The organism is Hoylesella shahii (assembly GCF_937990675.1).
Lineage (GTDB): Bacteria > Bacteroidota > Bacteroidia > Bacteroidales > Bacteroidaceae > Prevotella > Prevotella shahii.
Genome location: NZ_CALKQY010000009.1, coordinates 1 through 26,000, shown reverse-complemented (window position 1 = coordinate 26,000; position 26,000 = coordinate 1). Strand labels below are relative to the sequence as shown.

The 26,000-nt window shown below is 44.0% G+C and carries 18 protein-coding genes; 7 read left to right on the top strand and 11 right to left on the bottom strand.

The features are described from left to right. Window positions 1-5 precede the first annotated feature (5 nt). The 11 genes from QME03_RS01135 to QME03_RS01085 form a co-directional block, all read right to left on the bottom strand. Window positions 6-839, bottom strand: coding sequence for an energy transducer TonB (locus QME03_RS01135; RefSeq protein WP_025816200.1), 834 nt, complete (start codon window positions 837-839; stop codon window positions 6-8). Window positions 840-880: 41 nt separating this feature from the next. After that, entirely contained in the window at window positions 881-1,540 is a 660-nt protein-coding gene (locus QME03_RS01130; RefSeq protein WP_281723196.1) for an ExbD/TolR family protein, read from the bottom strand. Between the two features lie 3 nt (window positions 1,541-1,543). Then, the gene (locus QME03_RS01125) at window positions 1,544-2,155 is read right to left on the bottom strand and encodes an ExbD/TolR family protein (RefSeq protein WP_281723195.1); all 612 of its coding nucleotides are present in this window, start codon (window positions 2,153-2,155) and stop codon (window positions 1,544-1,546) included. A gap of 31 nt (window positions 2,156-2,186) precedes the next feature. Next, on the bottom strand, window positions 2,187-3,017 hold the full coding sequence (locus QME03_RS01120) for a MotA/TolQ/ExbB proton channel family protein (protein ID WP_025816205.1): 831 nt from the start codon (window positions 3,015-3,017) through the stop codon (window positions 2,187-2,189). Window positions 3,018-3,267: 250 nt separating this feature from the next. Then, window positions 3,268-4,461: a pyridoxal phosphate-dependent aminotransferase gene (locus QME03_RS01115; protein WP_110370314.1), complete on the bottom strand. Its 1,194-nt coding sequence runs from the start codon at window positions 4,459-4,461 to the stop codon at window positions 3,268-3,270. Window positions 4,462-4,997: 536 nt separating this feature from the next. Beyond that, window positions 4,998-6,755: a hypothetical protein gene (locus tag QME03_RS01110; RefSeq protein WP_281723194.1), complete on the bottom strand. Its 1,758-nt coding sequence runs from the start codon at window positions 6,753-6,755 to the stop codon at window positions 4,998-5,000. Window positions 6,756-6,759: 4 nt separating this feature from the next. After that, window positions 6,760-6,978, bottom strand: coding sequence for a hypothetical protein (locus QME03_RS01105; RefSeq protein ID WP_281723193.1), 219 nt, complete (start codon window positions 6,976-6,978; stop codon window positions 6,760-6,762). 596 nt (window positions 6,979-7,574) lie between these two features. After that, window positions 7,575-9,299, bottom strand: a complete 1,725-nt coding sequence (locus QME03_RS01100) for a hypothetical protein (RefSeq protein WP_281723192.1) — start codon at window positions 9,297-9,299, stop codon at window positions 7,575-7,577. 30 nt (window positions 9,300-9,329) lie between these two features. After that, complete coding sequence (locus tag QME03_RS01095) at window positions 9,330-9,533, bottom strand: hypothetical protein (RefSeq protein WP_281723191.1); 204 nt, start codon at window positions 9,531-9,533, stop codon at window positions 9,330-9,332. Between the two features lie 1,801 nt (window positions 9,534-11,334). Next, on the bottom strand, window positions 11,335-12,543 hold the full coding sequence (locus tag QME03_RS01090) for a bifunctional 3,4-dihydroxy-2-butanone-4-phosphate synthase/GTP cyclohydrolase II (RefSeq protein WP_273114365.1): 1,209 nt from the start codon (window positions 12,541-12,543) through the stop codon (window positions 11,335-11,337). Between the two features lie 315 nt (window positions 12,544-12,858). Then, the gene (locus tag QME03_RS01085; protein ID WP_281723190.1) at window positions 12,859-14,751 is read right to left on the bottom strand and encodes an LptF/LptG family permease; all 1,893 of its coding nucleotides are present in this window, start codon (window positions 14,749-14,751) and stop codon (window positions 12,859-12,861) included. Between the two features lie 218 nt (window positions 14,752-14,969). Between QME03_RS01085 and QME03_RS01080 the strand changes: the two genes are divergently transcribed. The 7 genes from QME03_RS01080 to QME03_RS01050 all read left to right on the top strand — a co-directional run. Continuing rightward, window positions 14,970-15,389 (top strand): hypothetical protein, encoded by a 420-nt coding sequence (locus QME03_RS01080; protein WP_281723189.1) that lies wholly within the window; start codon window positions 14,970-14,972, stop codon window positions 15,387-15,389. 529 nt (window positions 15,390-15,918) lie between these two features. Then, the gene (locus QME03_RS01075; RefSeq protein ID WP_281723188.1) at window positions 15,919-17,112 is read left to right on the top strand and encodes an efflux RND transporter periplasmic adaptor subunit; all 1,194 of its coding nucleotides are present in this window, start codon (window positions 15,919-15,921) and stop codon (window positions 17,110-17,112) included. A 263-nt stretch (window positions 17,113-17,375) separates the two neighbouring features. Then, window positions 17,376-20,645 carry an efflux RND transporter permease subunit gene (locus QME03_RS01070; protein WP_281723187.1) on the top strand — a complete coding sequence of 1,090 codons (3,270 nt, stop codon included), beginning with the start codon at window positions 17,376-17,378 and terminating at the stop codon, window positions 20,643-20,645. Continuing rightward, the gene (locus QME03_RS01065) at window positions 20,642-22,027 is read left to right on the top strand and encodes a TolC family protein (RefSeq protein WP_281723186.1); all 1,386 of its coding nucleotides are present in this window, start codon (window positions 20,642-20,644) and stop codon (window positions 22,025-22,027) included. Before QME03_RS01070 ends, QME03_RS01065 begins: the two co-directional genes overlap by 4 nt. A gap of 382 nt (window positions 22,028-22,409) precedes the next feature. After that, entirely contained in the window at window positions 22,410-23,192 is a 783-nt protein-coding gene (lpxA, locus tag QME03_RS01060; RefSeq protein WP_315387236.1) for an acyl-ACP--UDP-N-acetylglucosamine O-acyltransferase, read from the top strand. A gap of 727 nt (window positions 23,193-23,919) precedes the next feature. Then, window positions 23,920-25,644, top strand: coding sequence for a hypothetical protein (locus QME03_RS01055; protein WP_273116686.1), 1,725 nt, complete (start codon window positions 23,920-23,922; stop codon window positions 25,642-25,644). A gap of 4 nt (window positions 25,645-25,648) precedes the next feature. After that, window positions 25,649-26,000 (top strand): hypothetical protein (locus QME03_RS01050; protein ID WP_281723185.1); only part of this gene is annotated, 352 nt, incomplete at its 3' end.

The following is a 26,000-nucleotide window of genomic DNA, read 5'->3' as shown; positions in this document are numbered from 1 at the left end:
AAATGCTATTGCAGTCTGAATGAAACGGGAACGTTGTACTTAACACGTACAGCCGAGCCATTTTGCTTACCGGGAATCCAGTTAGGCATGCTCTTAACTACGCGTTGTGCCTCGCGGTCTAGAGAGGGGTCTACCGAACGAGCTACCTTTACGTCAGTGATAGAGCCGTCGCGCTCTACAACGAACGAGATAACAACACGTCCTTGAACACCATTCTCCTGTGCAACCACAGGGTACTTAACATTTTCTTGCAAGTATTTCATCAATGCAGCGTCTCCACCAGGGAAGCTAGGCATTTGTTCAACCACTTCGAAGATTTTAGTTTCAACTTCGGGTTTAGGTTCAGGCTGTGCCACAGCTTCTTTAATTTTGAGCACTTCACCAGCGGCATCGTCGTTACCCTTCACGTCGAGGGCACCGATTGCCGTTTTGGTTGACATGATTTCTTCTTGCGTCTTAATTTCATCCTCAGGTTTTACCTGGTCGTCTCGCTTAATAACCGGTGCGGTGAACTTCACAGAGCTCTTTACACGTTCAACAACCTTTTCGGGTTCAACATTCACTTTAGGTTTCTGTTTTACCTCAGCCTGTTTTTTGGGTTGGTTAAGAGCAGACAACTCCGTAACTTGCGTAGCGTCAACTTTTCCTCGGTTTGCTTCGATTACGCTTTTAATTGCAACAATCGAGAACACCAGAACTGCAGCAGCAAGGATAGAGAGCATGGCGATGATATTGCGCTTGGTGGTGTCCTTGCGGAGCTTATACGCACCATACGCTTGGTTTTTGCCTTCAAACACGAGGTCTACCCAGTCGCCGGCAACCAAATCAATCTTTGACATAGTTTTCTCCTTTCTTAATTAATATTAATAGGTTATCTACGTTATTCAAGTCCTTTCTTCTTCAGCAATTCGTTGTCTTCGGCATTGATTTTGTCGATAACGTACTTACCTATACTGCAAATCTGCATTTCGTCGAGCACATCCACCAGGTTCTTGTAAGAAGCCTTGTCGGTAGCCTTGATAATGATGGTCAGCGTCGGAATCTTCTGTCCATCGATTTCACCGCCTTTGAGTTTAGACAATTCCTTGTCGTACTCAGCTTGAGTGAATTTAGGGTTTTCCAACTTCTTCTTATCAAGTTTTGCCTTAGCGGCCATGATTTGTTTTACGGGCACCGTACCATCTTCCGTTACGTGGTTGATGAGTACATTACGGATACCTTTAGCACCCCATGTAGTTTCCTTCATCGTAGAAGGGTCGCTATAGTTAGGCAAACCATCAACGTGATAAATCTTATTGTTACCAGCTATGTAGATAGTAATAGTCTGCGAAGCCTTAGTAACCGTTTTATCTTCGTCTTGCATGTTCTTATCGTTACTAGGCATACTCAATTCCATCGTTTGTGGTTTAGCCAAAGATGTACAGAGCATGAAGAATGTGATAAGAAGCATCATCATGTCCACCATAGGGGTGAAGTCAACGCGGACGTCTTTTTTCTTTTGTTTTCCGCCGCCTTTTCCTTGTTCAACTAGTTCAGCCATTCTTTATTCCTCCACCTTTTTATACGATGTAATGAGATAGTAACGGTTTTCGTTCATGTCTTGTAGTTCAGACATAACCTTTTTAACCACAGCGTAAGGCGTTTTTTCGTCGGCCTTAATAGCCAGCTTCACGTCGGAATTAACCTTTCGTGCTTCTTTCACCCAGAGTTGGAACTCGCTTTCTTTACCATCGATACTATCGGTAGGAATGCCGTAGTTCTTAAGTTGTTGAGCCATCTCTGTTTCGGTGAGAGAGAGGTATTGCTGGATATTGTTCATGGGAACACCCCACATGGCGTCTTTCTTGAATTTGTTCACCTGTTGAGGAGTGAATTTCATTCCATAGAGTTCGCTCATGCCTTGGAGCACGTCTTGCGTTTCGTTTTGGTTGTCCATACTCATGAATATCTTTCCCGTATTGTCTACGAGGATATTCAGTACACTCTTCTCGGGGACCTTAATTTCCGATACCGAGCCTGGAGTGACAACCTTCACCGGTTCGTTCTTGACGAAAGTAGACGTCAACATGAAGAACGTTAGAAGGAGCACCATGACGTCGCTCATCGGGGTCATGTCGATCCAAGTGGATTTTTTCTTAATTTTTACTTTACCCATAGTGATAAAATTTTAAAGGGTTAGCAAAAAATTAAGCTTCTTCTGCGTGGTTGGCTTCGTAGGTCTGAGCGATAGAATAACCAACCTCGTCGAGTGCGTAGGTAAGTTTATCGATCTTGTTGGTGAAGAAACCGTAAGAAATAACTGCGAACCACGAAGTGGTGATACCGAAGGCCGTATTAATAAGAGCCTCAGAAATACCAGCAGAAAGAGCGAGTGAGTCGCCACCGCCACCAGCAGCAAGAGCCTGGAACGACTTGATCATACCCGTTACAGTACCGAGAAGACCAGTAAGAGTACCCAGTGTTACGAGCGTTGCGAGGATGGGGAGGTTCATCTGCAAGGTAGGCATTTCGAGTTGAGTTGCCTCTTCGTGAGCTTGTTGAATCTTAGCAATCTTTTGCGACAGTTTAATACCGTTAGCGCCTTCCATTGCTTTGTAAGCGTTGAGTGAAGCAGAAACCACGTTAGCTACAGAACCTTTTTGCTTGTCGCAAAGTTGTTGTGCGCGATTGAAGTCTTTCTCGTTAAGAGCGGCTTTAATACTAGCAACGAATTTGGTGAGTGAACCCGTACCGAAAGCGTTGCGCAATGCCAACCAACGCTCTACTGAAAGTGCGAGCACGGTTAACAACAAGGTTTGAATAACAGGAACCACGAGACCACCTTTGTAGATTGTTCCCCAGATATCCAATGGATGTCCTTCGTTATCGCCACCTTGGAAGTGAGAAGGATTACCCAAATAGAATTTGAAGAAACATACAGCGATGATGAAACAGCATACGATTACCCAAAATGCTGCTCTGATTCCTTGAAAGCCCTGTGATTTTTTAGCAGGGCTGGCTGTTTTTTGTGTTGCCATAATTTACTTTAAATTTTAGTTGTTAATAAATATTTAAGTTGATTTTGTTCCTTATAGTATAGACGTTCGTCCAAATGCTGATTTGTTGCTGGGCTTTGTCCTTAAAATGTCTCGCAAAGATACTCATTAATGTATGAACCGAAACACAATTAAGAAGTTTTAACGACTAAAAGTTACTCGCAAGCCCTTTATAAAGCACTAGCGCACCATTAAATTCAAAAAAAACTGCTTTTTGTCACATTTCTTGTTATTATACAAGCTTTGCTAAAGTTTCTTTGATACGTTTCATTGCTTCGCGCAGGTTATCATCACTGGTGGCATAGCTAAAGCGGATACATTCGGGGTCGCCAAAGGCATCTCCCGACACCGTTGCCACATGTCCCACTTCTAGCAGATACATAGCCAAATCGGTAGCATTGTTTATCACATATCCGTCAGTATGTTTACCAAAGAAGCTGCTGCATTTGGGGAAGAGATAGAAAGCGCCTTCTGGCACATTCACTTCTAGTCCTTCGATTTCCTTGGCTAGTTTCACAACGAGGTTTCTTCTACGTTCGAAAGCCAGTCGCATATCTTCCACACAACCTTGGTCGAGCGTATAAGCAGCCTCTGCAGCCTTTTGGCTCACCGAGCATGGACCGCTAGTATATTGTCCTTGTAGTTTGTTACAACCTTTAATTATCCATTCGGGAGCGGCCATATAACCAATGCGCCATCCCGTCATAGCATAAGCTTTAGAAACACCATTAACAATGATGCATCTTTCTTTCATGCCCTCAAACTGTGCGATGCTTTCGTGTTTGCCCACATAGTTGATGTGTTCGTATATTTCATCAGCCAGCACGTAGAGGTCGTCGTGTTTTCTTATCACATCAGCCAGACCTTGCAATTCGGCTCTAGAGTAAACGCTTCCAGTGGGATTACTGGGCGAGCATAGAATAAGCATTTTGGTTTTAGGTGTGATGGCGGCCTCCAGCTGTTGCGGAGTCATTTTAAAATTTTGGTCAAATCCAGCATTAACATACACAGGCGTACCTCCTGCCAGTTTCACCATCTGGGGATAGCTAACCCAGTAAGGAGCAGGCACTATCACCTCATCGCCATTATTTACCAGCGCCATAACAGCATTGCACACACATTGTTTTGCGCCATTAGACACCAACACCTCGTTAACGCTATATTCCAAATTGTTTTCCTTCTGTAGCTTGTCAACAATAGCCTTTCTCAAATCAACATATCCGGGCACAGGTGAGTATCTAGAATAGTTCTCATCCACAGCTTTTTTAGCTGCGTCCTTGATGTGGTCGGGCGTATTAAAGTCAGGCTCGCCCACACTAAGATTGATAACATCTATACCCTGTGCTTTCATTTCACCACTTTTTTGCGACATTGCTAGTGTAGCCGAGGGTGAGAGCCGATTTAGTCTGTCGGATAATTGTGCCATAAATTTTCTTGTTTAGAAGGTTTATTGTGCAAATGTAGTTATTATATTGCAGCTAACGAAACAAAAGCAAGTTTATTTTACAAAATCTTTAATTTTTCTTTTATTTATTATCGCTTTCCCCGAGCAAGTGTTCAAAACAGCTGGTTTTAGATTATGCCCTGCTACAACAACAGTCCATCGACCTAACAAACAAAGCATATATTGCAAACTCGATTTCTTTATAAGCCGCACGATTTGGCAGTTCAACGCAATAAGCTTGCACCCCCTTGTCTTTACGCCACAAACCATCAATCCAACCGATAGCCAAAATACAAATTTCAGAACACCGATGAGTAAGTAAAATGCGTCTCAATATTACCTATTTCACCCATTATCCCTTACTCATCTTTCATTTACTTGTCGTCATCTTGCTTATCTTTATTTAACAAATGCATAGCGAGCTACGTTAAGTTATAAAGACAAGCAAGATGGCGACAAAAGATAATAAAAGATGTATAGACGCTACATGATTAACAACAACAATGAATCAATGCTAGTTAGAAGTAGATAAAGGGGCGCACACGGGCCTTCACATCCTTTCCAAGTCCTCCTGCGAACACGCTTCCTACACCATAATTAGGTTGATGTATCCATATAATATGCCTTTCTACAGGAGCATCTTCATTATTGGCTTCGTTTGAACCTTCTGCGCTCGTCCAATAGTTTACATTAAACTCCAGATTGTCTCCATCAGCCAGCTTAAAGGCTCTATCTCCTAGATAACCATCCCACCTACCACGCGAACCAAAGTTCTTTTCATCTGTAAAAGTTATCGTTGTGTACACTTTTACCCACGGGCTAACGCTTGCCATAAACCACGGTCCACGCTGTTTAAGATTCGCAGCAAGCTGCTGCCCTTTAGGTAAGCGATATTTAGACAGGTAGTCATAGAAATGCACCGCATGATAAAAAGCAGGAAAATATTGTGCCTCGTCTGCCTTGATAAGATGCTTATTAAGCCATCCATTCCAAATCCTTTCATACGTCCACGTTTTTCCTGTCTCAGAATCCTTAATTGCCCTTTTAACATTTTCTATACTACTACCAGTGTTTTCAGAAATGCGCCTACTATTATAGCTGATAGTGAATGCGTTTAGCGTGTGCCAAGCAAGGTCTTGACCGCCATTCGCATCCCACAATGCAATGGCCAAGTGGCTATCCACCACCAGCGCGATAGGTGTAAACTTTTTTCTATCCCTCTTAGAGAGATAGTTCACTTGGCCATCATTCCATAAATACTTGTATTTAGGAAGTAGTGTCAAGCGTATAACATACGAATGGGCAGCCTGTAGATTTTTTCCCTTTGAAAGCGGGATAGGTGTTTTGGTGATTATGGATTTACCATAAAGAGTTCCATGGGTAATTCTTAGATTGAGCTTTGCCGAATTAGTTCCCGCCAAAAAATAGTCGTATCCATTACTAAGCACAGCGTTAAGGCTGTACTTTTTATCTATAACAAAACTTTTAGTCGTTCCATATTCACGTTCAGGACATTCAACACCGCTTGCACCTTCTAGCTTTTTATCCCAAGACAGCATATTTACATTTAGTCCTAAGGGAATCTCCTTTTTAGACGTCTCTATTTTGGCGATAATCATAGTGGAGATTGGAACTGGTGCCACCAACTTAGTACGAACCCGCACACCAAAACGCTCTAAATGAAACGCTATCGACTGCCGTTTTTGTGAAAGAATTTTAACATTGGCCGTCCTTCCTGCCAGTGCTTTCTCTGCATTACCTCGCGACACATTTAGCACATTACCTTTTCGGGAAATAAACTTATCAGCATAACACACAAAATGGTAGTTTTTATTGGGTGTAAGAATAATGTGTCGACCCCTTCCTTTATCAGGCATAAAAGCTCCGGTAGCCAGGTTAAACGTTCCAGTTATCTTACCTTTTTCTTTACCCGTGCCAGCCTCGAAGGCCACAATCGTGTAATGATTGTTGGTTTTAAGGGCGCGGGTGATGGAGCGTTCTTCGTCTACATCGCGTTCAACGGCCACTTCGGCCTCCACACCATCGGCCACATCCACCGTGTCTACAACGTCAGGTTTTGCCAATGCACGCACTTCCACATCATCGCCAAACTGCTCTTCGGCAAGTGTAAACACCAGCCCTTGTTCGTCTTCACCTGTTGAGAGGTTTTCTTCGGCATCCCAATCACTATTGCATCCCGACACAACGACGGCCATAGACACCAGAGCGCTAGCACCCAACAATGAAACAAATCGTGTCATAATCTTATTTTTCATCGTATTAAACTTCAATTTCAAAATCGCCACCGCCTATCTCATCGTCGTTGGGGTTATAGTCATCTTCAGTAGAGCCCTTACCGTCGCCGTCTACAGATGTATGCCCAAGCAGTATGTTTTCTATCATTAGTTGTTCCATACAGGGACACACATAGACATTTTTACGCGCACCATCCCCTCTAAGGTAAGCTTCAACACTACTTTCACTAACGCTTTTATTCATGGTATATAATATTTTAATTTAAGTTGTTTTTTATCACCACAACAACACCTGCATACGATGCAAAGCTGTAGCACTTAGCATTGATGCATACGCACGGGCCAAAACGCTCACTCTGCGTTCAACATAACGTTCTCTTTTGCATCTACTAAGTGGCTCAAGGCACGCCAAATACAAGGTTGTTCTGTTCATTATGTTTTTAATCGTTTGTATATTACAAGCTCAAGCAAGCCTCTTTCACTGTATTTAGTTCTTAAGTTTCTACCTGCCACATCTCAGTCCAAACCATGTTGCACCAACAGGAGGTCTAAAGAAGGGGTGTGTGCATCTGTCCGCCGACAAGAATAATGCAATTCTCTGCACACAACCCCCTGACAAGGTATCAATAAAACTTAAGACTAAATTTCAGTAAACGGCCAACTTTCTTGGTCAGCACGATGTTTAATATTCTTTTTGCATGTTGTATATCGGCACATATTGAGCACCACCAGCACCCTTATTTCATTATCTGCCACACAATAAAGTCGTGCGTTTCAAACAACGCGCCTAAGTTGCTAGATAAAAACCATTAAGAACCGAAAGTCATCATGCGTATCTTTTTAAAGATCGATGAACGGACGCACTCTATATTTATGTTCTGAGCTTGGACCGTCAGCATCATATTCCCCAACACCAAACCAATTACCACTTACAAATATAATATGCCTTTTAACAGCATTTCTCTCATGCCACTCATACATGTCTGAGATTTCTACACTTGTCCAATAATCATCATCTTTTAGTGGCGTACCGCCCACTTGGGTAAATGCCAAATCTGCTAGATAAGTATTCCATTGGCCTCGAGTATCTTGCCAAAACCACACTCTTTGAGAGAGAAGAGCAAACACATCTGGCCACACATGAGCAGAACCTAAATACCATTTTCTATCTCCTCTCACCCTTTCATGAAGAGGTATCCCTCTACTCAGCAGTTCCACATCAAAGTGTGCTGCATAAAAGAAGGCAGGAAAATTATAACTCTCATTTGCTTTCACCATCCATCTGCCATCATGTCGATAGAAAAAAGGGTCCCAAGTCCACCCCATTCCTGTTTCAGAGTCTCTTAAAGCCCGCAAACGATTCTCTTTTGAATTAGAAGCATTTTCTACAATAGCTCTCGGATTGTATTGGTTTTGAAAATAAAAGAGTTGATGCCAGGGAACTTTCTGATTGCTATTTGCATTCCAAAGTGCAATGCCACGTCTTTCTCCAATCATAAGCGCTATGGGTTTAGCACTTGGATTTTGAGGGTAATAACGCGGCCCAACATGCCCATCATTAAACAAATAAATGTATTGGGGTAACAATTTCACACGAAGAACATATGAGCCACCACCCTTAAATATCTTTTCAGACCGATAACGATGCGTGGAATGTGAAATTGCCTTGTTGTAAAGTGCACCACCCGTAAATGTAATAGCAACCTGACCAGAGTTTGTTCCAGCTAGGTAGTAGCCGTAATTGGAGCTAATCACAGAATTAAACGTAACGCCAGACTGTGAGTATGGTGTTGTGGGATCATAGGTTTGTGCTGCTGCCTTAGCTGTGGTAGTCCCCACTAACTTCTGGGTACCATCCTGCATATTGTAACTAAGAGCTGCAGGAGCATCGTTTGGCATCGACGAAATATAACCAGAAACGCCCGTGAAGGGCCAAGCAGCCACAAGTCTGGTGCGAACACGAGCACCAAGTCGCTTCAAAGCAAAACTAATAGATTGCTGTCGTTGCGGAAGAATAGTTACATTAGTGGTTCTTGCCAACATGGCACTTTGAGCATTAGTATGAGGAACAGTGAGCGTCACACCATTGCGCGAAATATATTCATCGGTGTAACATACAAAGTTATACTGACGCCCCGACTCGAGTGTGATATAAGCATTGGTGTGCGCATCGGCCATAAAATGACCCGTGGCGAGGTTAAACCGCCCTTTAATCTCACCTATCATTTGCCCACTACCCACCGCGAAGGCCACAATGGTATAATGGTTATCGGTTTTAAGGGCGCGTGTCTGAGCTGCTTTATCGTTTAAATCGCGCTCAATGGTTACTTCTGCCTCTAATCCATTACCCATATCAATCGTATCAATGCCACAAGGTTGGGCCAGAGAGCGCACCTCGGCATCATCGCCAAATTGCTCTTCGACCATCGTAAAGAGCACGCCCTTTTTTTCTTTCTCAACAGGTTGCACCATTTCGTCTACACCGTCTTTAGAGCAAGAAATAAAAACACTGCTCACCACCATTAGTAATATGGTGGCGCTAGAAATAAAATTAAATCGCTTCATCCTATTATCTCTCCATTATTAAGATTAAACTTAGTGGCTTCTAGCCCCAAAACCTTCAACTACAACTTCTCTACCGCATAAGCCGTGCAAACCTAAAGGTTTAACAACACGCTGCACAAACGCATCTTTCTTTATGTTGATGATTACAACACTAGTAAAGGCGAAAGAGTACTTTCTTGGTTCTAGCCTCTTGAGGAAAGCCTCAACATCATTCTCACTAACTCTTTTATTCATGGTATTTAATTATTTTGTCAAAACAGCCTCATCGTCGTAACAAAAAAGTAAGGGTTACATTCGATAAAAGTTGTTGCCTGTGTCCCCCCAAAATGCTCTCGGCATTGTAGCTGTCTGGCAATTTAAAGTTGCTAGACAGTTGCCTCATTGAAGTCAAACAGTGACCTTTGGGCTGAAGTTCGCACAGACTTATTTCTTGTCTCATGGGTTAATTATTTCACGGTGCAAAGTTAAATGTTTTTCGTATATATTCCAAATAAAAATCGAAGATATTGTAAATATTTTTTAAATCACTGTTCATAAGAAGGGTTACAGTACCTGCACTTAGTGAATTGTTCTTTTTATTACATATAAAACGCATTATACATTTAATATCAATGCAAAACATAATCTTCTTAAAGTATCGTTTTTTGAAATAAAACACAGATTATCAGCAAAAAAACACGCAACAATTAACAAAAAAAGTTCTTAATAAAAACAAAAATAAAAACTGTTCTTTTTATAACCTATCTCGTGTTATTTAACTGAATTAAACCCCTACTCAATGGACCATTACGCACTAAAACAATCGTGCTTATTACAACATCGTTGCACGGTGATAACGCCACTTTGGGGTATTAGAAATAGAAGAAACTAGATTTAATGTTGAAAAATAGGATTAGACAAGAGTCGAAATACTGCAGATAGTTTTTAATGTGTACACATTATTTATAGACTTTGTTAAATTTAGTAATGTTTCTTTACAAAACACCATCCCGCAAACCACCCCTTCTAGCGAAAATTTAGACCCCAAAGCATGCTTTTTGCCCACTTTTTGGCCTTAGACACTAAATTTTTGAACCACTTTTGAGCGCAAAAACGGCTTTTTGCACCATTTTGCCCTTCTATTTTCTCGCCAACGCTCGATTTTGCTCCGCTCTGAAAACAATTTTTGGCCGTAAAAACACTACTTTTTAGGTGGTTTTAGCCACAAAAAAACAGGTTTTTGGTATTACTTCTGTCGATGTAAAACGCTCAAAACTTTTCAAAAAGCTATGTTTTGAGCTGCGTTTTGCACCAAATAACCTTGCGTTTTGTAGGAGTTAGCACTGCGTTTTGCATGAGTTAGCACTGCGTTTTGTAGGAGTTAGCATTGCATTTTGCTGCATTTAACCGTGCTTTTTGCACCAAATAGCCTCTTTTCTCACATAAAACACCGTTTATTTTGTCAAAAATTCGCTTTGTTAGACTTTACCAGCTAACCATATTTTCCATCATAACAAACCTCAGCGAGAATCGATTATTTGCGAGCGAGTGGACAGTTGATGAAAAAAAACGCGCTCACAATGTTAAATTTTGCACCAAATATTTTACAACGCAGAGAACATATAGCCATGTTAACCCAAAACAAAACTTGAAGAACAAAAGTGCTTACACGCAATACGACACAGCAGCACCCATTCTGCGCGCGAGAATGAGCAACACAGCAATTTGCCTCTCGTACGTACAAATAAGAAAGAGCCTTGAAAACGGGCAAACAACAAGCCTTCAGGCGTTTATCTCACCACTAAACGCCTGCGCCGTTGCGCCTGCGAGTATCACCAGGTTGCCTTATTGCGTACATCAACCCACCTAGTGCAAATAAAAAAAGCAAATAGGTTGGCTAAACAACTAATGCGCAAAGCATTTACTTTCTGCAAACCTATTTGCTTGATCTTATCAGTATGAGCCTTATTGCCGCCACGCCAAACATGCGCCAACATCCCATCACCTTAATGCCGCTTGCCTCACACTGAAGCAACAGCAACCTGTTTGCCCCTCGTTAGAGGTGCAAATGATGCCCCATACGGTCTTGTTTGGTTTTAAGATAGTTGTAATCGTACTCGTTGGGATGCACCTCTAGAGGCACATTCTCGGTAATTTCAAGTCCGTAGGCCTCCAGTCCAACACGCTTAACAGGATTATTGGTCATGAGTCTCATTTTATGTACGTGCAGATGGCGAAGCATTTGTGCCCCACATCCATAGTCGCGTTCATCGGGTTTGAAACCCAGGTGCACATTAGCGTCAACGGTGTCGTAGCCTTGTTCTTGCAGTTTATAGGCCGCAATCTTGTTCATCAAGCCAATGCCCCTACCCTCTTGTTGCATATAGATAAGCACACCGCGTCCCTCTTTCTCAATCATCTCCAGCGCATGGTGCAGTTGGTCGCCGCAGTCGCATCGCAAACTGCCGAGGATGTCGCCCGTGGCACACGATGAATGCACGCGCACCAGCAGTTCGTCGTCGTCTTTCCACTCGCCCTTAGTAAGTGCAAAATGTTCTAAGCCATTACTTACTTGCCTAAAGGGGGTAAGTTTAAAATGGCCGTACTTAGTGGGCATTTCCACAGTTTGTCCCACTTCGATGAGCGATTCGGTCTTCAATCGATAAGCAATCATATCCTTAATGCTAATCAGCTTCAGTCCATATTTATCAGCCATAACCTTCAGTTCGGGCAAGCGAGCCATCGTTCCGTCTTCGTTCATAATCTCCATCAGTGCACCAGCTGGATATAAGCCCGCCATACGGCAGAGGTCAACAGCAGCCTCGGTATGTCCACTACGTCTCAACACACCATTATCTTGAGCATAAAGCGGATTGATATGCCCAGGTCTACCGAAGGTTGCTGGTGTAGACGCGGGGTCGGCCAAGGCGTTAATGGTGGCAGCGCGGTCGTGTATCGACACGCCAGTGGAGCATCCCTCCAGTTTATCCACAGTGACGGTGAACGGTGTTCCAAGCACCGAGGTGTTATCACTTACTTGATGTGGCAGATTTAGTTCTTTACAACGCGACAAGGTGATGGGTACGCAGAGCACGCCTCTAGCATGTTTCAGCATGAAGTTCACCATCTCGGGAGTAATTTTTTCAGCAGCAGCGATAAGGTCGCCTTCATTTTCGCGGTCCTCATCGTCAACAACAATCACGAACTTACCTTCTTTGAAGTCCGCTATTGCCTCTTCTACGCTATTGAGTTTTATTTCTTGCATTTCGGTTTATATTTAATGTATTCGTTATTATCAAACTATTTCCAAACACTTTCACAAAGGGCATCATCAACGAAGGCATTGCAACACTACTTAGTTTAGAGAGAAACAAGCAGACGAGCCAGTGGGGTGAGCAAACAAACGCGCAAACAACAAGGAGAAGTAAGCCCCATGCATCAACCCACAAGCGCACAACCGCCCTATGGCCATGCATTTTGCTCTAGCAATAATCCTTAATACGTTGGCACCCTTTGGTTATCGCCTATTACATTGCATTTTTTATCTAACACCCCATCCCATTCGGCCGCCAGCAGCTTATTATAGCTTAGCCATTTGCGCAATAATCAGGTTGTTGTTGTGTACCACCACGCGCAAGTCTTTAAGCAGCCTCAGCCTAAAACGCCACATTCGGATGTATAGCACCAGGCCCACAGGCACCACAATAGCCGCCACCGTGTTGAGCCATTGCCTATTAAAGGGTCGCGTATGCGCCTTTACCGACATCACGGGGTAGGCATTAAGCAGGTTCAAAATCAGCTTATCGCGCGTATTACCCAAATCGTCAATAGCCGTCTCGAGCAGTCGATTAATCTCCGCCATCTCGTTATCGGGTTGATATTCAAAGAACACCCGCTTGACATTTGGAGGCGTTTTCAGTCTGTGTGCTTCGGCATAAGCCTGAGCCCTAGCCGTTACCTCGTTCAGCAATTCAATATTTTGCTTATAATTGGGTTCGTTAATAATCACCTCTTTAGCCATGATGTTGCGTTTCTGTCGTATGCCTAGCAGATTGAAAAGCAGCTCGCGGTAGACATCAAAGTTAAACACGGCCGAGTCTTTATTGGCCTTATAAGTAACAAACACGGCCAAGGGCGTGAGCACCATCGTGGCTAACAGTTCGCCAAACCACACGGCCCATATTCCACGTCGCGCCATTTGATAGCCCGTGTTATCGAGGATGTAATACACAATAAACACCAACACCGACACGATAACCGGAATACCCAGTCCACCTTTACGAATGATTGTGCCCAGCGGAGCCCCGATAAAGAAGAAGATAAGACACGAGAGGGCCACCAAGAACTTTTTGTATATCTCAATCTTATGTTGCCTTATCATTCTGTTAGCATCTTCGGTTATCATCGACTTAAACTCCATATCGGAGGCAACAGACTGCACTTGCGAACGTGCTGCGGCCAAAACATTTCGTTTGTCGTCGCCATTAAGTTTTGCAAAAGCGCTATCCACGTTGAAAGCAGTGTTTGTCGACTCTTTTACAGCAGCCACCGTATCGGCCTTAGTCATAAGCGAGGTACTGAAATAGTTTGCTTGCACCTCTTTATAAAACACCCGCCCAATACTGTCGTTGTTGGTTTGCAACGAGTCGAGGTCGCGATAAAGTCGTTTCAACCCCTTGCCTCGAGCGTCTCCCGAGAACAGTTCGGCATCGGTCATGCTAAAATCTCCGTCAAAGTCTATCAGCGTTTTCTTTTCCAAAAACGTTTCCCTACGGAAAGGGGCAGCAGCATTACTACCCATCTCTTGTGCTTGATTAGAAAACCATTCGCCATTCCAGAGCGTGAGTAGCAAGTGTTTTCTTTCGGCCGTTGTCTGCAACATGCCCGAGTCTGCCAATATAATTTCAGAGTCTTCGTAGCTGTTGCTCATGCGATAAATCATTATCCCATAAAACTTTCCAGTCTTATTATCCTTCTTTTGCACATAAATATTGCTGTTGGGTATGCCATCATAGAACACCCCTTCGGGTATTCCCAGTTCAGGACTCTTCTGCTTCATCGAGATAAGCAGCTGCGAAAGCTTGATGGTTGAATAAGGTCCGATGTTGTTTTGAAACACAAATGATGTGACACTGATAAGACTGCACACCACCACCAGCGAACTAAACGTACGTGTAAGCGAAATACCAGCCGACTTGATGGCGGTTAACTCCGAACTTTCTCCAAGATTTCCAAAGGTGATAAGCGAGGAGAGCAATATGGCTAAAGGCAAAGCCTGCGGCACCATCACCAGGGCCATCCACCAAAAGAACTGTGCTAGTACCTCTATTGTTAGACCCTTGCCCACCAGTTCGTCTACCGAGCGCCACAAGAACTGCATCATCAGCACAAAAAGGCAGATGAAGAACGTTCCGAGAAACAGCATCCCGAACTGCTTACAGATAAATATGTCTAGTTTTTTTATTCTTAACATGTCGTTATGATTAAGCCCATTCGCAACATTCTGTCTGTTGAACGTGGCCTTATCTGTGCAAAATTAGCACAAAAATATAAGAAACGGCAAGTTTGTTGCCGATAATTTCCATCATAGCAGCACACCAACCCACAGCATAACATATTTTACACATCACCCTATACGTGGGTTTAAAAATAATCGGTATATTTGCAACGTCAACTATAAACCATTTCATTATGCGAAACGCCATGCATTTCACCGTCTGGCTGTTTATGGCCATGCAAGCTTCTGTAGCCTTTTCTCAAACAGAAAAGACCGACAGCATAACGCCAAAAGATTCGACTCAAACAGTAAAAATTGAAAAAAAAGACAGCATTCCACTAAAAACAACCGACCGAATGCTGAAAGAAGTGGTGATATTTGGTAGGCGACCCTCGATAAAATTCAACCTAAAAGACAACTCGATTAACGCTCAACTACAGAATATCCGCCCTGGCAACCTTGGTTTTAACGTCTTAGGCTTTCTGGGTTACTTATTTAAATTGATAAAGGTGAACGGCCATACCGAGACAAAAGCCGAACGCACTCAACGCATTTTGCGCGAATACGACTTTGTGGCGCCACAACTTCCGATGAAAAAAGAAGAGAAAAAATAATTCCCTTAATTTAATACGTCCCACTAACTACACCTTATTAATAAGCGTGCAGCAATAAGGCATATACTTAACACAAACAACGAAGCTGATAAATGGTGATTGGCTGCACTAACACTATTCACCCATCTAAATCGCTAAAACCTAGAAACACTGTCTTCTAGATTTGTACACTTCATTTAATTCTAAGCAAACCCAAGAAGTACACTTAGCCATTGCACAACTTGAGTATTTAATACAGAAAGGAATTAGTAATACAACGAAAACCAAATTAAAGGCAAAACAAGCCCAAAGGTGCGACGAAACGCGTAAGAAAGGCGCCTAACACTGCGCGTAACAATAGTAAAAGAGGCAAATGCGACGTCTTGAAAAGGGTGTATTAATAAATATTAAAAAGACGAAAAGCAAACAACAGCGAGCCGTTATTATTCGTAACTTTGCATTGTAAAAACTAAACAAAAACGTATAGTTTTCTAAATAGGGTAACAACAATTTGCAAAACAGCAACTAAATAGCATTATATAAATAAGGTATGAAACAAAAGAAATGGTTAATGTTGGCGGTCTGTTCAGCCCTCTTGGCTGCATGTGGTGGCAAGAACGACATAAAGATGGGCGACAACGAATATCCCGTTATGACGGTTGGTACGCAAGGTTCGGAAACCCAAACCACCTATCCAGCCTCTATTAAGGGCGTGCAAGACGTGGAGATAAGGCCCAAAGTGTCGGGCTTTATCACAAAATTGTGTGTGCAAGAAGGTCAAGTGGTGAAGGCGGGTCAATTGCTTTTTGTGATAGACAATACCACTTATCAGGCTCAAGTGCGCCAAGCACAGGCTGCATTAAACTCGGCTAAGGTGCAATTAAATACCACTAAGCTTACTTTCGATAACAGCAAGAAACTGCACGAACGCAATGTTATCGGTTCTTACGAACTGCAAACGGCTGAAAACAACTATGAAAACGCTCGTGCGGCTGTGGCTCAAGCACAAGCTTCGTTGGCATCGGCCAAAGATATGCTAGGTTTCTGTTTCGTAAAGAGTCCGGCTAACGGCATCGTTGGCAGTCTGCCTTACAAGGTGGGTGCACTGGTTAGTGCGCAAAGCGTTGAACCATTAACAACGGTTTCGAACGCCTCTTCGGTGGAAGTGTATTTCTCTGTGACCGAGAAAGACGTGCTCGACATGAGCAAGCGTGCTGGTGGAACACATGCTGCTATTGAAGATTTCCCTGAAGTGAAACTAAAATTGGCCGACGGAACCCTATATCAACACCCAGGAAAGGTGGTAAAAATGAGTGGTGTTATCAATCAGGCAACGGGTGCTGTGTCGCTTATTGCCCGCTTCCCCAACCCCGAACATCTGCTTAAAAGTGGTGCTTCGGGCACAATTATTGTGCCACGCGTGAGCAACAACAGCCTTGTTATTCCTCAAAGTGCAACAACCGAAATTCAAGATAAGGTGTTTGTGTATAAGGTTGGCCCCAAAAACCAGGTGAGATACACCGAGATTACCGTCGATCCACAAAACGATGGCAACAACTATGTGGTTACTGGCGGACTGAAAGCTGGCGATAAGATTGTTACCCGCGGACTAACCACGCTGAAAGATAGTCTTGAAATTGTGCCTCTCACCGAGGAACAATATCTCAAAAAGGTGTCTGACGCTGCCAAAATGGGCAAAAACCAGAGTAGCGTTGATGGGTTTATGAACATGATGAAGAAGTAAAAACAATAGTCTTTAAGTTCTTAGGTTATTCATTTTAAGGTTTTGAGTTTTGCATGGTGAACTTCAACGGCTATGCATTATCTGTTGCGACATAAGCAAGCGACAGCACTTGATGGCTCAAGCCTAACTAGGTTAGCCTTGCCACAGCAAGTTATTGGAGGCATTTGCCAGCCAATCGTAGACCAACAAAGCAGCGAATTCCTTAGCAACAAGCCTCGAAAACGAAATAAACGCACGAACTTAAATACTCAACAACAAGGAATATGACTTTTACAAAATTCATACAACGCCCAGTACTCTCCACGGTTATCTCTGTGTTCTTGGTGCTACTGGGTCTTATCGGCATCGTGTCGCTGCCCATTGCGCAGTATCCCGACATTGCCCCGCCCACCATTTCGGTGATGGCGCACTATCAGGGAGCCGATGCCCAAACGGTTCTTAACTCCGTGGTGGTGCCTCTTGAAGAGAGCATCAACGGCGTGGAGAACATGACCTACATGGAAAGTACTGCCACAAACGACGGTACGGCCATGATTACCGTATATTTTAAGCAAGGTGTTAATGCCGACATGGCCGCCGTGAACGTGCAAAACCGCGTGCAACAGGCACAAGCACTGCTGCCAGCCGAGGTAACGCAGGTGGGTGTAACCACGTCGAAGCGTCAAACGAGTAACGTTATCATGTATAGTATCACGTCGACCGACGGACGATACGACGCCAAGTTTATCACCAACTTCAACGAAATCAATATCCAGCCCGCCATCAAACGTGTACAGGGTGTGGGCAACGTGCAATCGTTTAGCTCCAGCACCTATTCTATGCGTGTGTGGTTGCAACCCGACAAGATGAAACAATACGGTCTTATGCCTAGCGATATTACTGCTGCATTGGCCGAACAGAACATCCAAGCAGCGCCTGGTTCGTTTGGCGAACAAAGCAATGTGGCCTTCGAATATACCATGCGCTATAAAGGAAGGCTCAAAACGCCCGAAGAATACGGCAACATCATTATCAGCAACAACACCCTTGGCCAAACGCTTTACCTCAAAGACGTGGCCAAAATTGAACTGGGCGAGCTGGGTTATGCCGTGAAGATGAAGAACGATGGCCATGCTTCGGTAATGGGTATGGTGCAACAGATTGCTGGTTCTAACGCCACGCAGATTGCGCAAGACGTAAAGAAGGTGCTTGAAGAACAATCTAAGACCTTCCCTCCAGGCCTTGTTTATAAGATAAACTACGATGTAACCGAGTTTCTTTTCGCTTCTATTGAAGAAGTTATCATGACCTTGGTTATCACCTTTGTGCTGGTGTTCCTCGTGGTTTATATCTTCTTGCAAGACTTCCGTTCAACGCTCATCCCGCTCATCGCCGTGCCTGTGTCGCTCATTGGTACGTTCCTTTTCTTGTGGATGTTTGGTTTCTCCATCAACTTGCTCACGCTTTCGGCCTTGCTGTTGGCCATTGCCATTGTGGTAGACGATGCCATCGTGGTGGTCGAGGCCGTTCATGCCAAGCTCGATATGGGTTATAAGAGTTCGAAGGTGGCTGCCATCGATGCCATGAACGAGATTTCGGGTGCCATTATCTCCATTACACTGGTTATGGCCTGCGTGTTTGTGCCTGTATCGTTTATCAGTGGCACGTCGGGAACATTCTATCGCGAGTTTGGTGTTACTATGGCCGTGTCTATTGTTATCTCGGCTATCAACGCACTCACCCTTTCGCCTGCGCTATGTGCCATTTTGCTTAAGCCTCATGCCGATGGCGAACACGGCAAAAAGTCGTCGTTCATCGACCGGTTTCACACGGGTTTCAACGTGGCTTTCAACAAGATGCTGGGCAAATACCGCAAAGGCGTTGAAAACCTTATTGGTCATCGCATCATAACAGGCATCGCTGTAGTGGTGGGAATTGTGGTTTTAGCCTTTACAATGAGCACCACTAAGACAGGACTTGTGCCCAACGAAGACACAGGTACACTATTTGTAACCATCTCGTTGCCTCCCGCTACTAGCCAGGAGCATACGCAAGAGGTGGTAAACCAAGTGGATGAGATGCTGGCCAACAACCCCATGATTCAAAGTCGCGAACAAATTGTGGGCTATAACTTCATTGCAGGCAAGGGTTCAGACCAAGCCACGTTTGTACTTAAGCTTAAACCCTTTGAAGAACGCACCAGCGGATTCTTCTATAAGCTATCAGGCCTGTGGCAAGGTGATGGCATTATGCGTTTCTTTGTAGACGTGCGCAGCTCTAACCTTGTACTTGCCACCATCTATAAACAAATCTCTAGCATCAAGGGAGCGCAGATTTTGGCCTTTGGTTCGCCGATGATTCCTGGTTATGGTCTCACCAATAGCGTTACGTTCACAATGCAAGATAAGACGGGTGGCTCGATAGACCATTTCTTTAAGATTACACAAGACTACCTAAAGGCGCTGAACGAGCGTCCAGAAATACAGAACGCTATGACCACTTACAACCCCAACTACCCACAATATATGGTGGATGTGGATGTGGCCAAGTGTAAACAAAGCGGCATTAGTCCGCGCGTGGTGCTGGCAACGCTGCAAGGTTATTATGGTGGTATGTACGCTTCCAACTTCAACAGCTTTGGTAAGCTCTATCGTGTGATGATACAAGGCGATGTAGCCAGCCGTATGAAACCAAGCGACATCACCAACATCTATGTGCGCACAGCACAAGGTATGGTGCCCGTAAGCGAATATTGCACACTCAAGCGTGTGTATGGCCCATCCAATGTGCGTCGCTTCAACCTCTTCACCAGTATCAATGTCAATGCCACACCCGCCGAAGGCTATTCTTCAGGCGAGGTTATCAAAGCCATTGAAGAGGTGGCAGCACAGACATTGCCCACGGGTTATGGTTACGATTTCTCGGGCCTTACCCGTTCAGAGCACGAACAAAGCAACACCACGGCCATCATTTTCGCCCTCTGCTTGTTGTTCGTTTACCTCATTCTCTCGGCACAATACGAGAGTTATCTGCTTCCCTTCTCGGTAATTTTGTCGTTACCCTTCGGTTTAGCAGGTGCATTCATCTTTACACAGCTATTCGGTCACCAGAACGACATCTACATGCAGATTGCCCTTATCATGCTCATTGGTCTGCTGGCTAAGAACGCCATCCTCATTGTTGAGTTTGCTTTGGAACGTCGACGCATGGGTATGGCCATCAAGTACAGCGCCATCTTGGGTGCAGCATCGCGTCTGCGACCCATCTTAATGACTGGTTTGGCCATGGTTATTGGTCTGCTGCCCATGATGTTTGCTAGCGGTGTGGGCAAAAACGGTAACCAAACGCTGGGTGCAGCAGCCGTTGGCGGTATGCTCATCGGTATGTTATTACAAATATTTGTTGTGCCCGCGCTGTTCGTTATCTTCCAATATCTACAGGAGAAAATCAAGCCTTTGGAATTTAACGACGAAGAAAACCGTGAAGTAAAAAGCGAGTTGAAACAGTATGCACGCCAAATGGCGATAGAAAAAGACATGAAATCAAAACAATGAAGATAAAGAATTTCATCATCCTGGCACTTGCAGCCCTAGCCTTAACGGGCTGCAAGAGCCTCTATGGCAAATACGAACGTCCTGAGGTTAACGCCAAAGGGGTGGTTCGTTCGCCTCTTTCAGACACCGACACGCTGGCTGTTACCGATACGGCTAGCTTTGGCAACCTGCCTTGGCGAAGCGTGTTTACCGACCCACAACTGCAATCGCTCATTGCCACAGCGCTTGAGCACAACTACGATTTGCTCAATGCGGCACTCAACGTGCAGGCTGCCGAAGCACAATTAAAGTCGGCCCGTCTGGCTTTCTTGCCTTCGTTTGCCTTCTCTCCGCAGGGCACCATCAGCTCGTGGGATGGTAATGAAGCGGTAAAAACCTATTCGCTACCCGTTTCGGCCAGCTGGACCATCGACCTCTTTGGTTCGCTTCTCTCGGCCAAACGCAGTTCGCAAATGGCGCTTTTGGGCATGAAAGACTATCAACTGGCTGCTCGCACCAAGCTCATTGCCAACGTTGCCAACCTGTATTACACGCTGCTGATGCTGGATAAAGAATTGGTGCTGATAGACGAAATGGAAAAATTGGCCAAAGACACATGGGAAACCATGAAGCTACAAAAAGAATATGGCAGCGTTCGTTCTACTGGTGTGCAGAGTGCCGAGAGCAATTACTATTCGGTTCTGGCTCAAAAAGTGGGGCTAAAACGCCAGTTGCGCGAGGCCGAAAACGCCCTTTCGCTATTGCTAGGACAATCGGCCGGCATCATCGCCCGTGGCACATTCGACAATCAAAACCTGCCAGCCAACTTCTCTACAGGTATTTCTCTGCAGCTGCTCAACAATCGTCCCGATGTGCATGCTGCCGAAATGTCGCTCGCTCAATGCTTCTATAATGTGCAAACTGCCCGTAGCAGGTTCTACCCCACCCTCACTCTTAGTGGGCAAGGTGGCTATACCAACAGCGGCGGCATGGGCATCACCAACCCCGCAAAACTGCTTCTCACTGCTGTTGGTAGCTTGGTGCAACCCATTTTTCAACGCGGACAAATCATTGCAGGTCTTAAAGTGGCCAAAATACAATACGAGCGTGCCTACAACACCTGGCAACAAGCGGTGCTAAGTGCTGGCAACGAGGTGAGCAACGCCTTGGTGCTCTATAATGCTTCGGCCGAAAAGAGCGCCATCGAGGCCAAACAAATCGCCACACTTCGCCAGAATGTAGAAGACACCAAGCTACTGCTCTCTGAAAGTCGCGGTAGCTACCTCGAAGTTATCACCGCCCAACAGACTTTGCTTAACGTAGAACTGTCTAAGGTTCAAGACGACTTCTACAAGATGCAAGCCGTTGTTAATCTCTATATGGCCTTGGGAGGCGGCAAATAAGTGTGTGCATTTTTAAGTTTATGAGTTTTTGAGTTTCTAAGTTCATGAGTTCTTTTAAGATGACGAATATCAGAATATAGAACAGTTCGATAATGTCTCATAGGCATGTACAATTGTTCTGATTGCAGGGTAGGCAAACCTGATTGTCAGTGTGTTTACATGTTAAACCTTACGCAGGCAAACATCGCCACCCCAGCTGTTCACTAACATCCAGCACAAGAACTCATAAACTCAAAAGCTCAAAAACTCATCAACTCAAAAACTCACAAGTTCAAAAACTCAAAAACTCAAAAACTCACAAACTCATCAACCCACAAACTCACAAACTCATCAACTCATCAACTCATCAACTCACAAACTCATCAACTCAAAACCTCACATTATGTCAAGCGATATAAGTTCAAGAGCAGAGGTGTCGCCTCGCGCCAAGATAGGCGACAACTGCAAAATTTACCCCTTCGTCTACATAGAAGACGATGTAGAGATTGGCGACAACTGTGTTATCTACCCCTTTGTGAGCATCCTTAACGGCACACGCATGGGCAGTGGCAACAGCGTTTATCAATGTTCGGTGTTGGGAGCGTTGCCCCAAGACTTTAATTTCGTGGGCGAAAGGTCGTTCCTCATCATCGGCAACGACAACACCATCCGCGAAAATGTGGTAATCAACCGCGCCACACACGAGGGTTGCAAAACCGTTATTGGCAATCACAACTTCCTAATGGAGGGTGCACACATCTCGCACGACACGCAAGTGGGCAACGATTGCGTGTTTGGCTACGGCACAAAGATTGCAGGCGACTGCGAAATTGGCAACGGCGTGATATTCTCAACGAGTGTTATCGAGAACGCCAAGACGCGTGTTGGCGACCGCGCCATGATTCAAGCGGGCACAACTTTCTCGAAAGACGTGCCTCCCTACATCATCCTTGGCGGTAAACCGCTGGCCTACGGCGGCGTAAACACCGTGATGTTGAAAGCCGATGGCGTAGCCCCCAAAACCATAAAGCACATCGCCAACGCATACCGCTTGGTGTTCCACGGCCAAACAAGCGTGTTCGACTCGGTGCTCCAGGTGAAAGAACAAGTGCCCGACAGCCCCGAAATACGCAACCTCGTGCAGTTTATTGAAGCCACAGAGGGCGATATTGTTACTAAGATGTAAACCCACACACACCAAAAATTTACCATTGGAAAGCCCAACACCTGCAAATGCAAGCTTGCGCAATCAATATGTAAAGCCATGCCGTTGCCCCCAAAGGGCGTGGCATGGCTTTTTTCTAGCAAGAAGATAAAACACCTATCAGCCATTACACCGTTTATCAAGTATTTTTCGGCGTTCGCTTAATGGCTTTCTGTTCACCTTCCGTTTGTTTGCCAACATCTTTCCTGTCTTATTTTCTTAAGGCAGGTTCTAAAATTACCTTTACTGTATTTTTAGCTTTTAGCTGAGCAGGTTTTGCTTACTTCTTGAAGGAGCATAGTGAACTATGCGACTGAAAGAGTAAGCGAAAGATGCCAGATAAAAGCAAAAAGACAGCAAAGAGCAAAACAAGGAACAACAATTGAACCTTTGCGGGGAATTTTTAGAACATGCCTTAACTTAGCCTGTTACACTTTCGAGCATATTACTGTTTATTATACGAACAAGGTTATAACAAATATCCATTATATGCTAACAAACATATTATCAGCAGAATAACGAATTGATAAATTGCTTATTTTTGCAATCAAAAGGCAGCTTATAGTTCAATCTTTGGGTTGGTAAAACCACATTAAACATCACATAACATTGCCTTTAGAAAACCCTTCCATGTATGGAGAATCCATCCTTTAGGATGTAGAAAAAGTATATCTCGCAAACATTATTATAACCTCAAAATGAAAAAACTATGATGAAAAAGAATGTAAAGATGGCGAATGTAATCGCGCCAATGATTTGGTTATGCGTCTTGTTGATTTGCGCTTGTAGTCAACAAGAATACGATGTAGGTGTGTCGCTACCAGATGAGGTGACAAACAGAGACGCTCAACGATTTGTTGACGCGTTAAACGCCTCTACCGACCAGCAACCTGTGTTTCAAAGCTTGACAAAAGACAAGCAGGTGTACTTCGAGGACATTCGCTTGTGCAACAGTTCGATGCACGGCATGGTGTTTATTGTGCCTTTCGCCAATGAAGGAGCCGAGATGATAAGCGGTGCATTGTATTATCCTGTTGGTTTTACGCAGCTGGATAACGAGTGCGTTGAACTGAACAACAAACTTAAAAGTCCACAAGTGGTTACTGCTGAAACACTCAACAACGACATCCCTATAACGCAGCGTTTCCTCTATTCTAATGATTTCACCATCTTATCTGACAAGGGGCTGCAAGTAGACGATGGCCTTAAAGCGTACGAGTTTCTTAAAGACAGTATGATGCCATTAACGCAGGAGCAGTTGCCAAGAACAAGGTTTGAAAACCCCTACACAGAGGGGGCAAAGGCTGTGTTTAAGTTCAGCTATACATCAAGCTATATGGGAACGCCAGATGGGAATTGCCATGGTGTAAAACACAGTACGATTGAAGAATGGGCGAAAGAGGCACTTTGGCGTTCAGACATACCTCCCTCTTATTGCAAGGTAGAAAAAGAATGGTATGAAAACAAAATAGTTATTATCATCGATTGTGACATATTATATCGCAAATGTCCAGACCCAAGAGAATTTGCAATGCATTATAGCAAGATGTTACAACAAGTTGCTATCGAACATTGGATTAATATGATTGTACAAGTCACCTATCAGATTCATGGCACCTACCGTCTTGGATGGGGCGGTGGAACAGGTGGAAGCACTGGCGAACATAAGCCCAAACCTTCCGATGGCCCATATGCAGACAACTATACCTCAGGAATAATTCCGAAAAGCACAATCCCGGAAGAGTGCGACTCCTTGCCTTACTCCAACAAGGCAAAGAGTGCTATGAAGGAAATGTTGGATAGTTTGTTCTCTCTGAAACCCTATAAAGGTGCAAAGTATAACTACATTGACTTCTCCCAATATAAAAAAATTATAAAGGAACATGGCAATATTGAGCATGCTAGTGCTATCGAAGTTTATGACGATAACTGCCATTATATGGTAGAGCCAGAAAAGGGAGGACTTCCAGACAGGGCAAAATATCATTATGGTCCTCACACCAAGTATATTATCCACAACCACCCCAATTTTACTCCTCCATCAGCAAAAGATTTATTAGATCTTTGTTTAGTAGCTGCGAGCCCAGAGTGTACCAACATTTGTGGTTCATTTGTTTTCATAGACGAGAACACCTATTATGCATTGATTATCAACGATAGGAATAAAGCTGCAACAATGTTCAAGGAGATAGAAAACGAAGTTGACGACACCACTAATGATTTTAAACTGGATGGTAAATGCGGTAAAATACTGAACCAGTATAGAAGTATTAATAGCTTTAAATCAAGTGATGAAACTGCCATTGCTAGATTAAGCACAATCATTAACCGCTTCGACGGTGGTATCAGTATCGTGAAATGCCATATAACAGATAAGTCCGACTATACCACATATGGTTCAGAAAAAATTAGTTACAAACCTATAAAATGTTAAGACGATGAAGAAGTTATTTATTTTGATCTTTACGCTATGCTTTGGCCTCACCATGCACGCTCAAAACACGCAGACAGATGCAGAACGCGAAAGGGAAAATAAGATGCTCGAAGCTTTCTTGCCTACCCTTGATGCACGGAGAAGCGAATTTGTTGGGCAACCCGCCAAAAAGCTATTTGATGTTATTAGGGGCAGTGCCTTTAAGATAAGGAACATTGGGACAGAGGAAACCAGTCCGTGGGCTGAATATAAAGGCAAAATGTGGGTATACGGACTATCCCTATATAATAAGCCTGCCCAACAAGCGATGAAGGATAAGGAGGTTTATATCATACGCATAATCTTAGACGTTCGTT

Excerpts from the sequence above, each read along its gene's own strand:
- QME03_RS01135 (WP_025816200.1), bottom strand. The coding sequence starts at position 839 with ATGTCAAAGATTGATTTGGTTGCCGGCGACTGGGTAGACCTCGTGTTT.
- QME03_RS01130 (WP_281723196.1), bottom strand. The coding sequence starts at position 1,540 with ATGGCTGAACTAGTTGAACAAGGAAAAGGCGGCGGAAAACAAAAGAAA.
- QME03_RS01125 (WP_281723195.1), bottom strand. The coding sequence starts at position 2,155 with ATGGGTAAAGTAAAAATTAAGAAAAAATCCACTTGGATCGACATGACC.
- QME03_RS01120 (WP_025816205.1), bottom strand. The coding sequence starts at position 3,017 with ATGGCAACACAAAAAACAGCCAGCCCTGCTAAAAAATCACAGGGCTTT.
- QME03_RS01115 (WP_110370314.1), bottom strand. The coding sequence starts at position 4,461 with ATGGCACAATTATCCGACAGACTAAATCGGCTCTCACCCTCGGCTACA.
- QME03_RS01110 (WP_281723194.1), bottom strand. The coding sequence starts at position 6,755 with ATGAAAAATAAGATTATGACACGATTTGTTTCATTGTTGGGTGCTAGC.
- QME03_RS01105 (WP_281723193.1), bottom strand. The coding sequence starts at position 6,978 with ATGAATAAAAGCGTTAGTGAAAGTAGTGTTGAAGCTTACCTTAGAGGG.
- QME03_RS01100 (WP_281723192.1), bottom strand. The coding sequence starts at position 9,299 with ATGAAGCGATTTAATTTTATTTCTAGCGCCACCATATTACTAATGGTG.
- QME03_RS01095 (WP_281723191.1), bottom strand. The coding sequence starts at position 9,533 with ATGAATAAAAGAGTTAGTGAGAATGATGTTGAGGCTTTCCTCAAGAGG.
- QME03_RS01090 (WP_273114365.1), bottom strand. The coding sequence starts at position 12,543 with ATGCAAGAAATAAAACTCAATAGCGTAGAAGAGGCAATAGCGGACTTC.
- QME03_RS01085 (WP_281723190.1), bottom strand. The coding sequence starts at position 14,751 with ATGTTAAGAATAAAAAAACTAGACATATTTATCTGTAAGCAGTTCGGG.
- QME03_RS01080 (WP_281723189.1), top strand. The coding sequence starts at position 14,970 with ATGCGAAACGCCATGCATTTCACCGTCTGGCTGTTTATGGCCATGCAA.
- QME03_RS01075 (WP_281723188.1), top strand. The coding sequence starts at position 15,919 with ATGAAACAAAAGAAATGGTTAATGTTGGCGGTCTGTTCAGCCCTCTTG.
- QME03_RS01070 (WP_281723187.1), top strand. The coding sequence starts at position 17,376 with ATGACTTTTACAAAATTCATACAACGCCCAGTACTCTCCACGGTTATC.
- QME03_RS01065 (WP_281723186.1), top strand. The coding sequence starts at position 20,642 with ATGAAGATAAAGAATTTCATCATCCTGGCACTTGCAGCCCTAGCCTTA.
- lpxA (WP_315387236.1), top strand. The coding sequence starts at position 22,410 with ATGTCAAGCGATATAAGTTCAAGAGCAGAGGTGTCGCCTCGCGCCAAG.
- QME03_RS01055 (WP_273116686.1), top strand. The coding sequence starts at position 23,920 with ATGATGAAAAAGAATGTAAAGATGGCGAATGTAATCGCGCCAATGATT.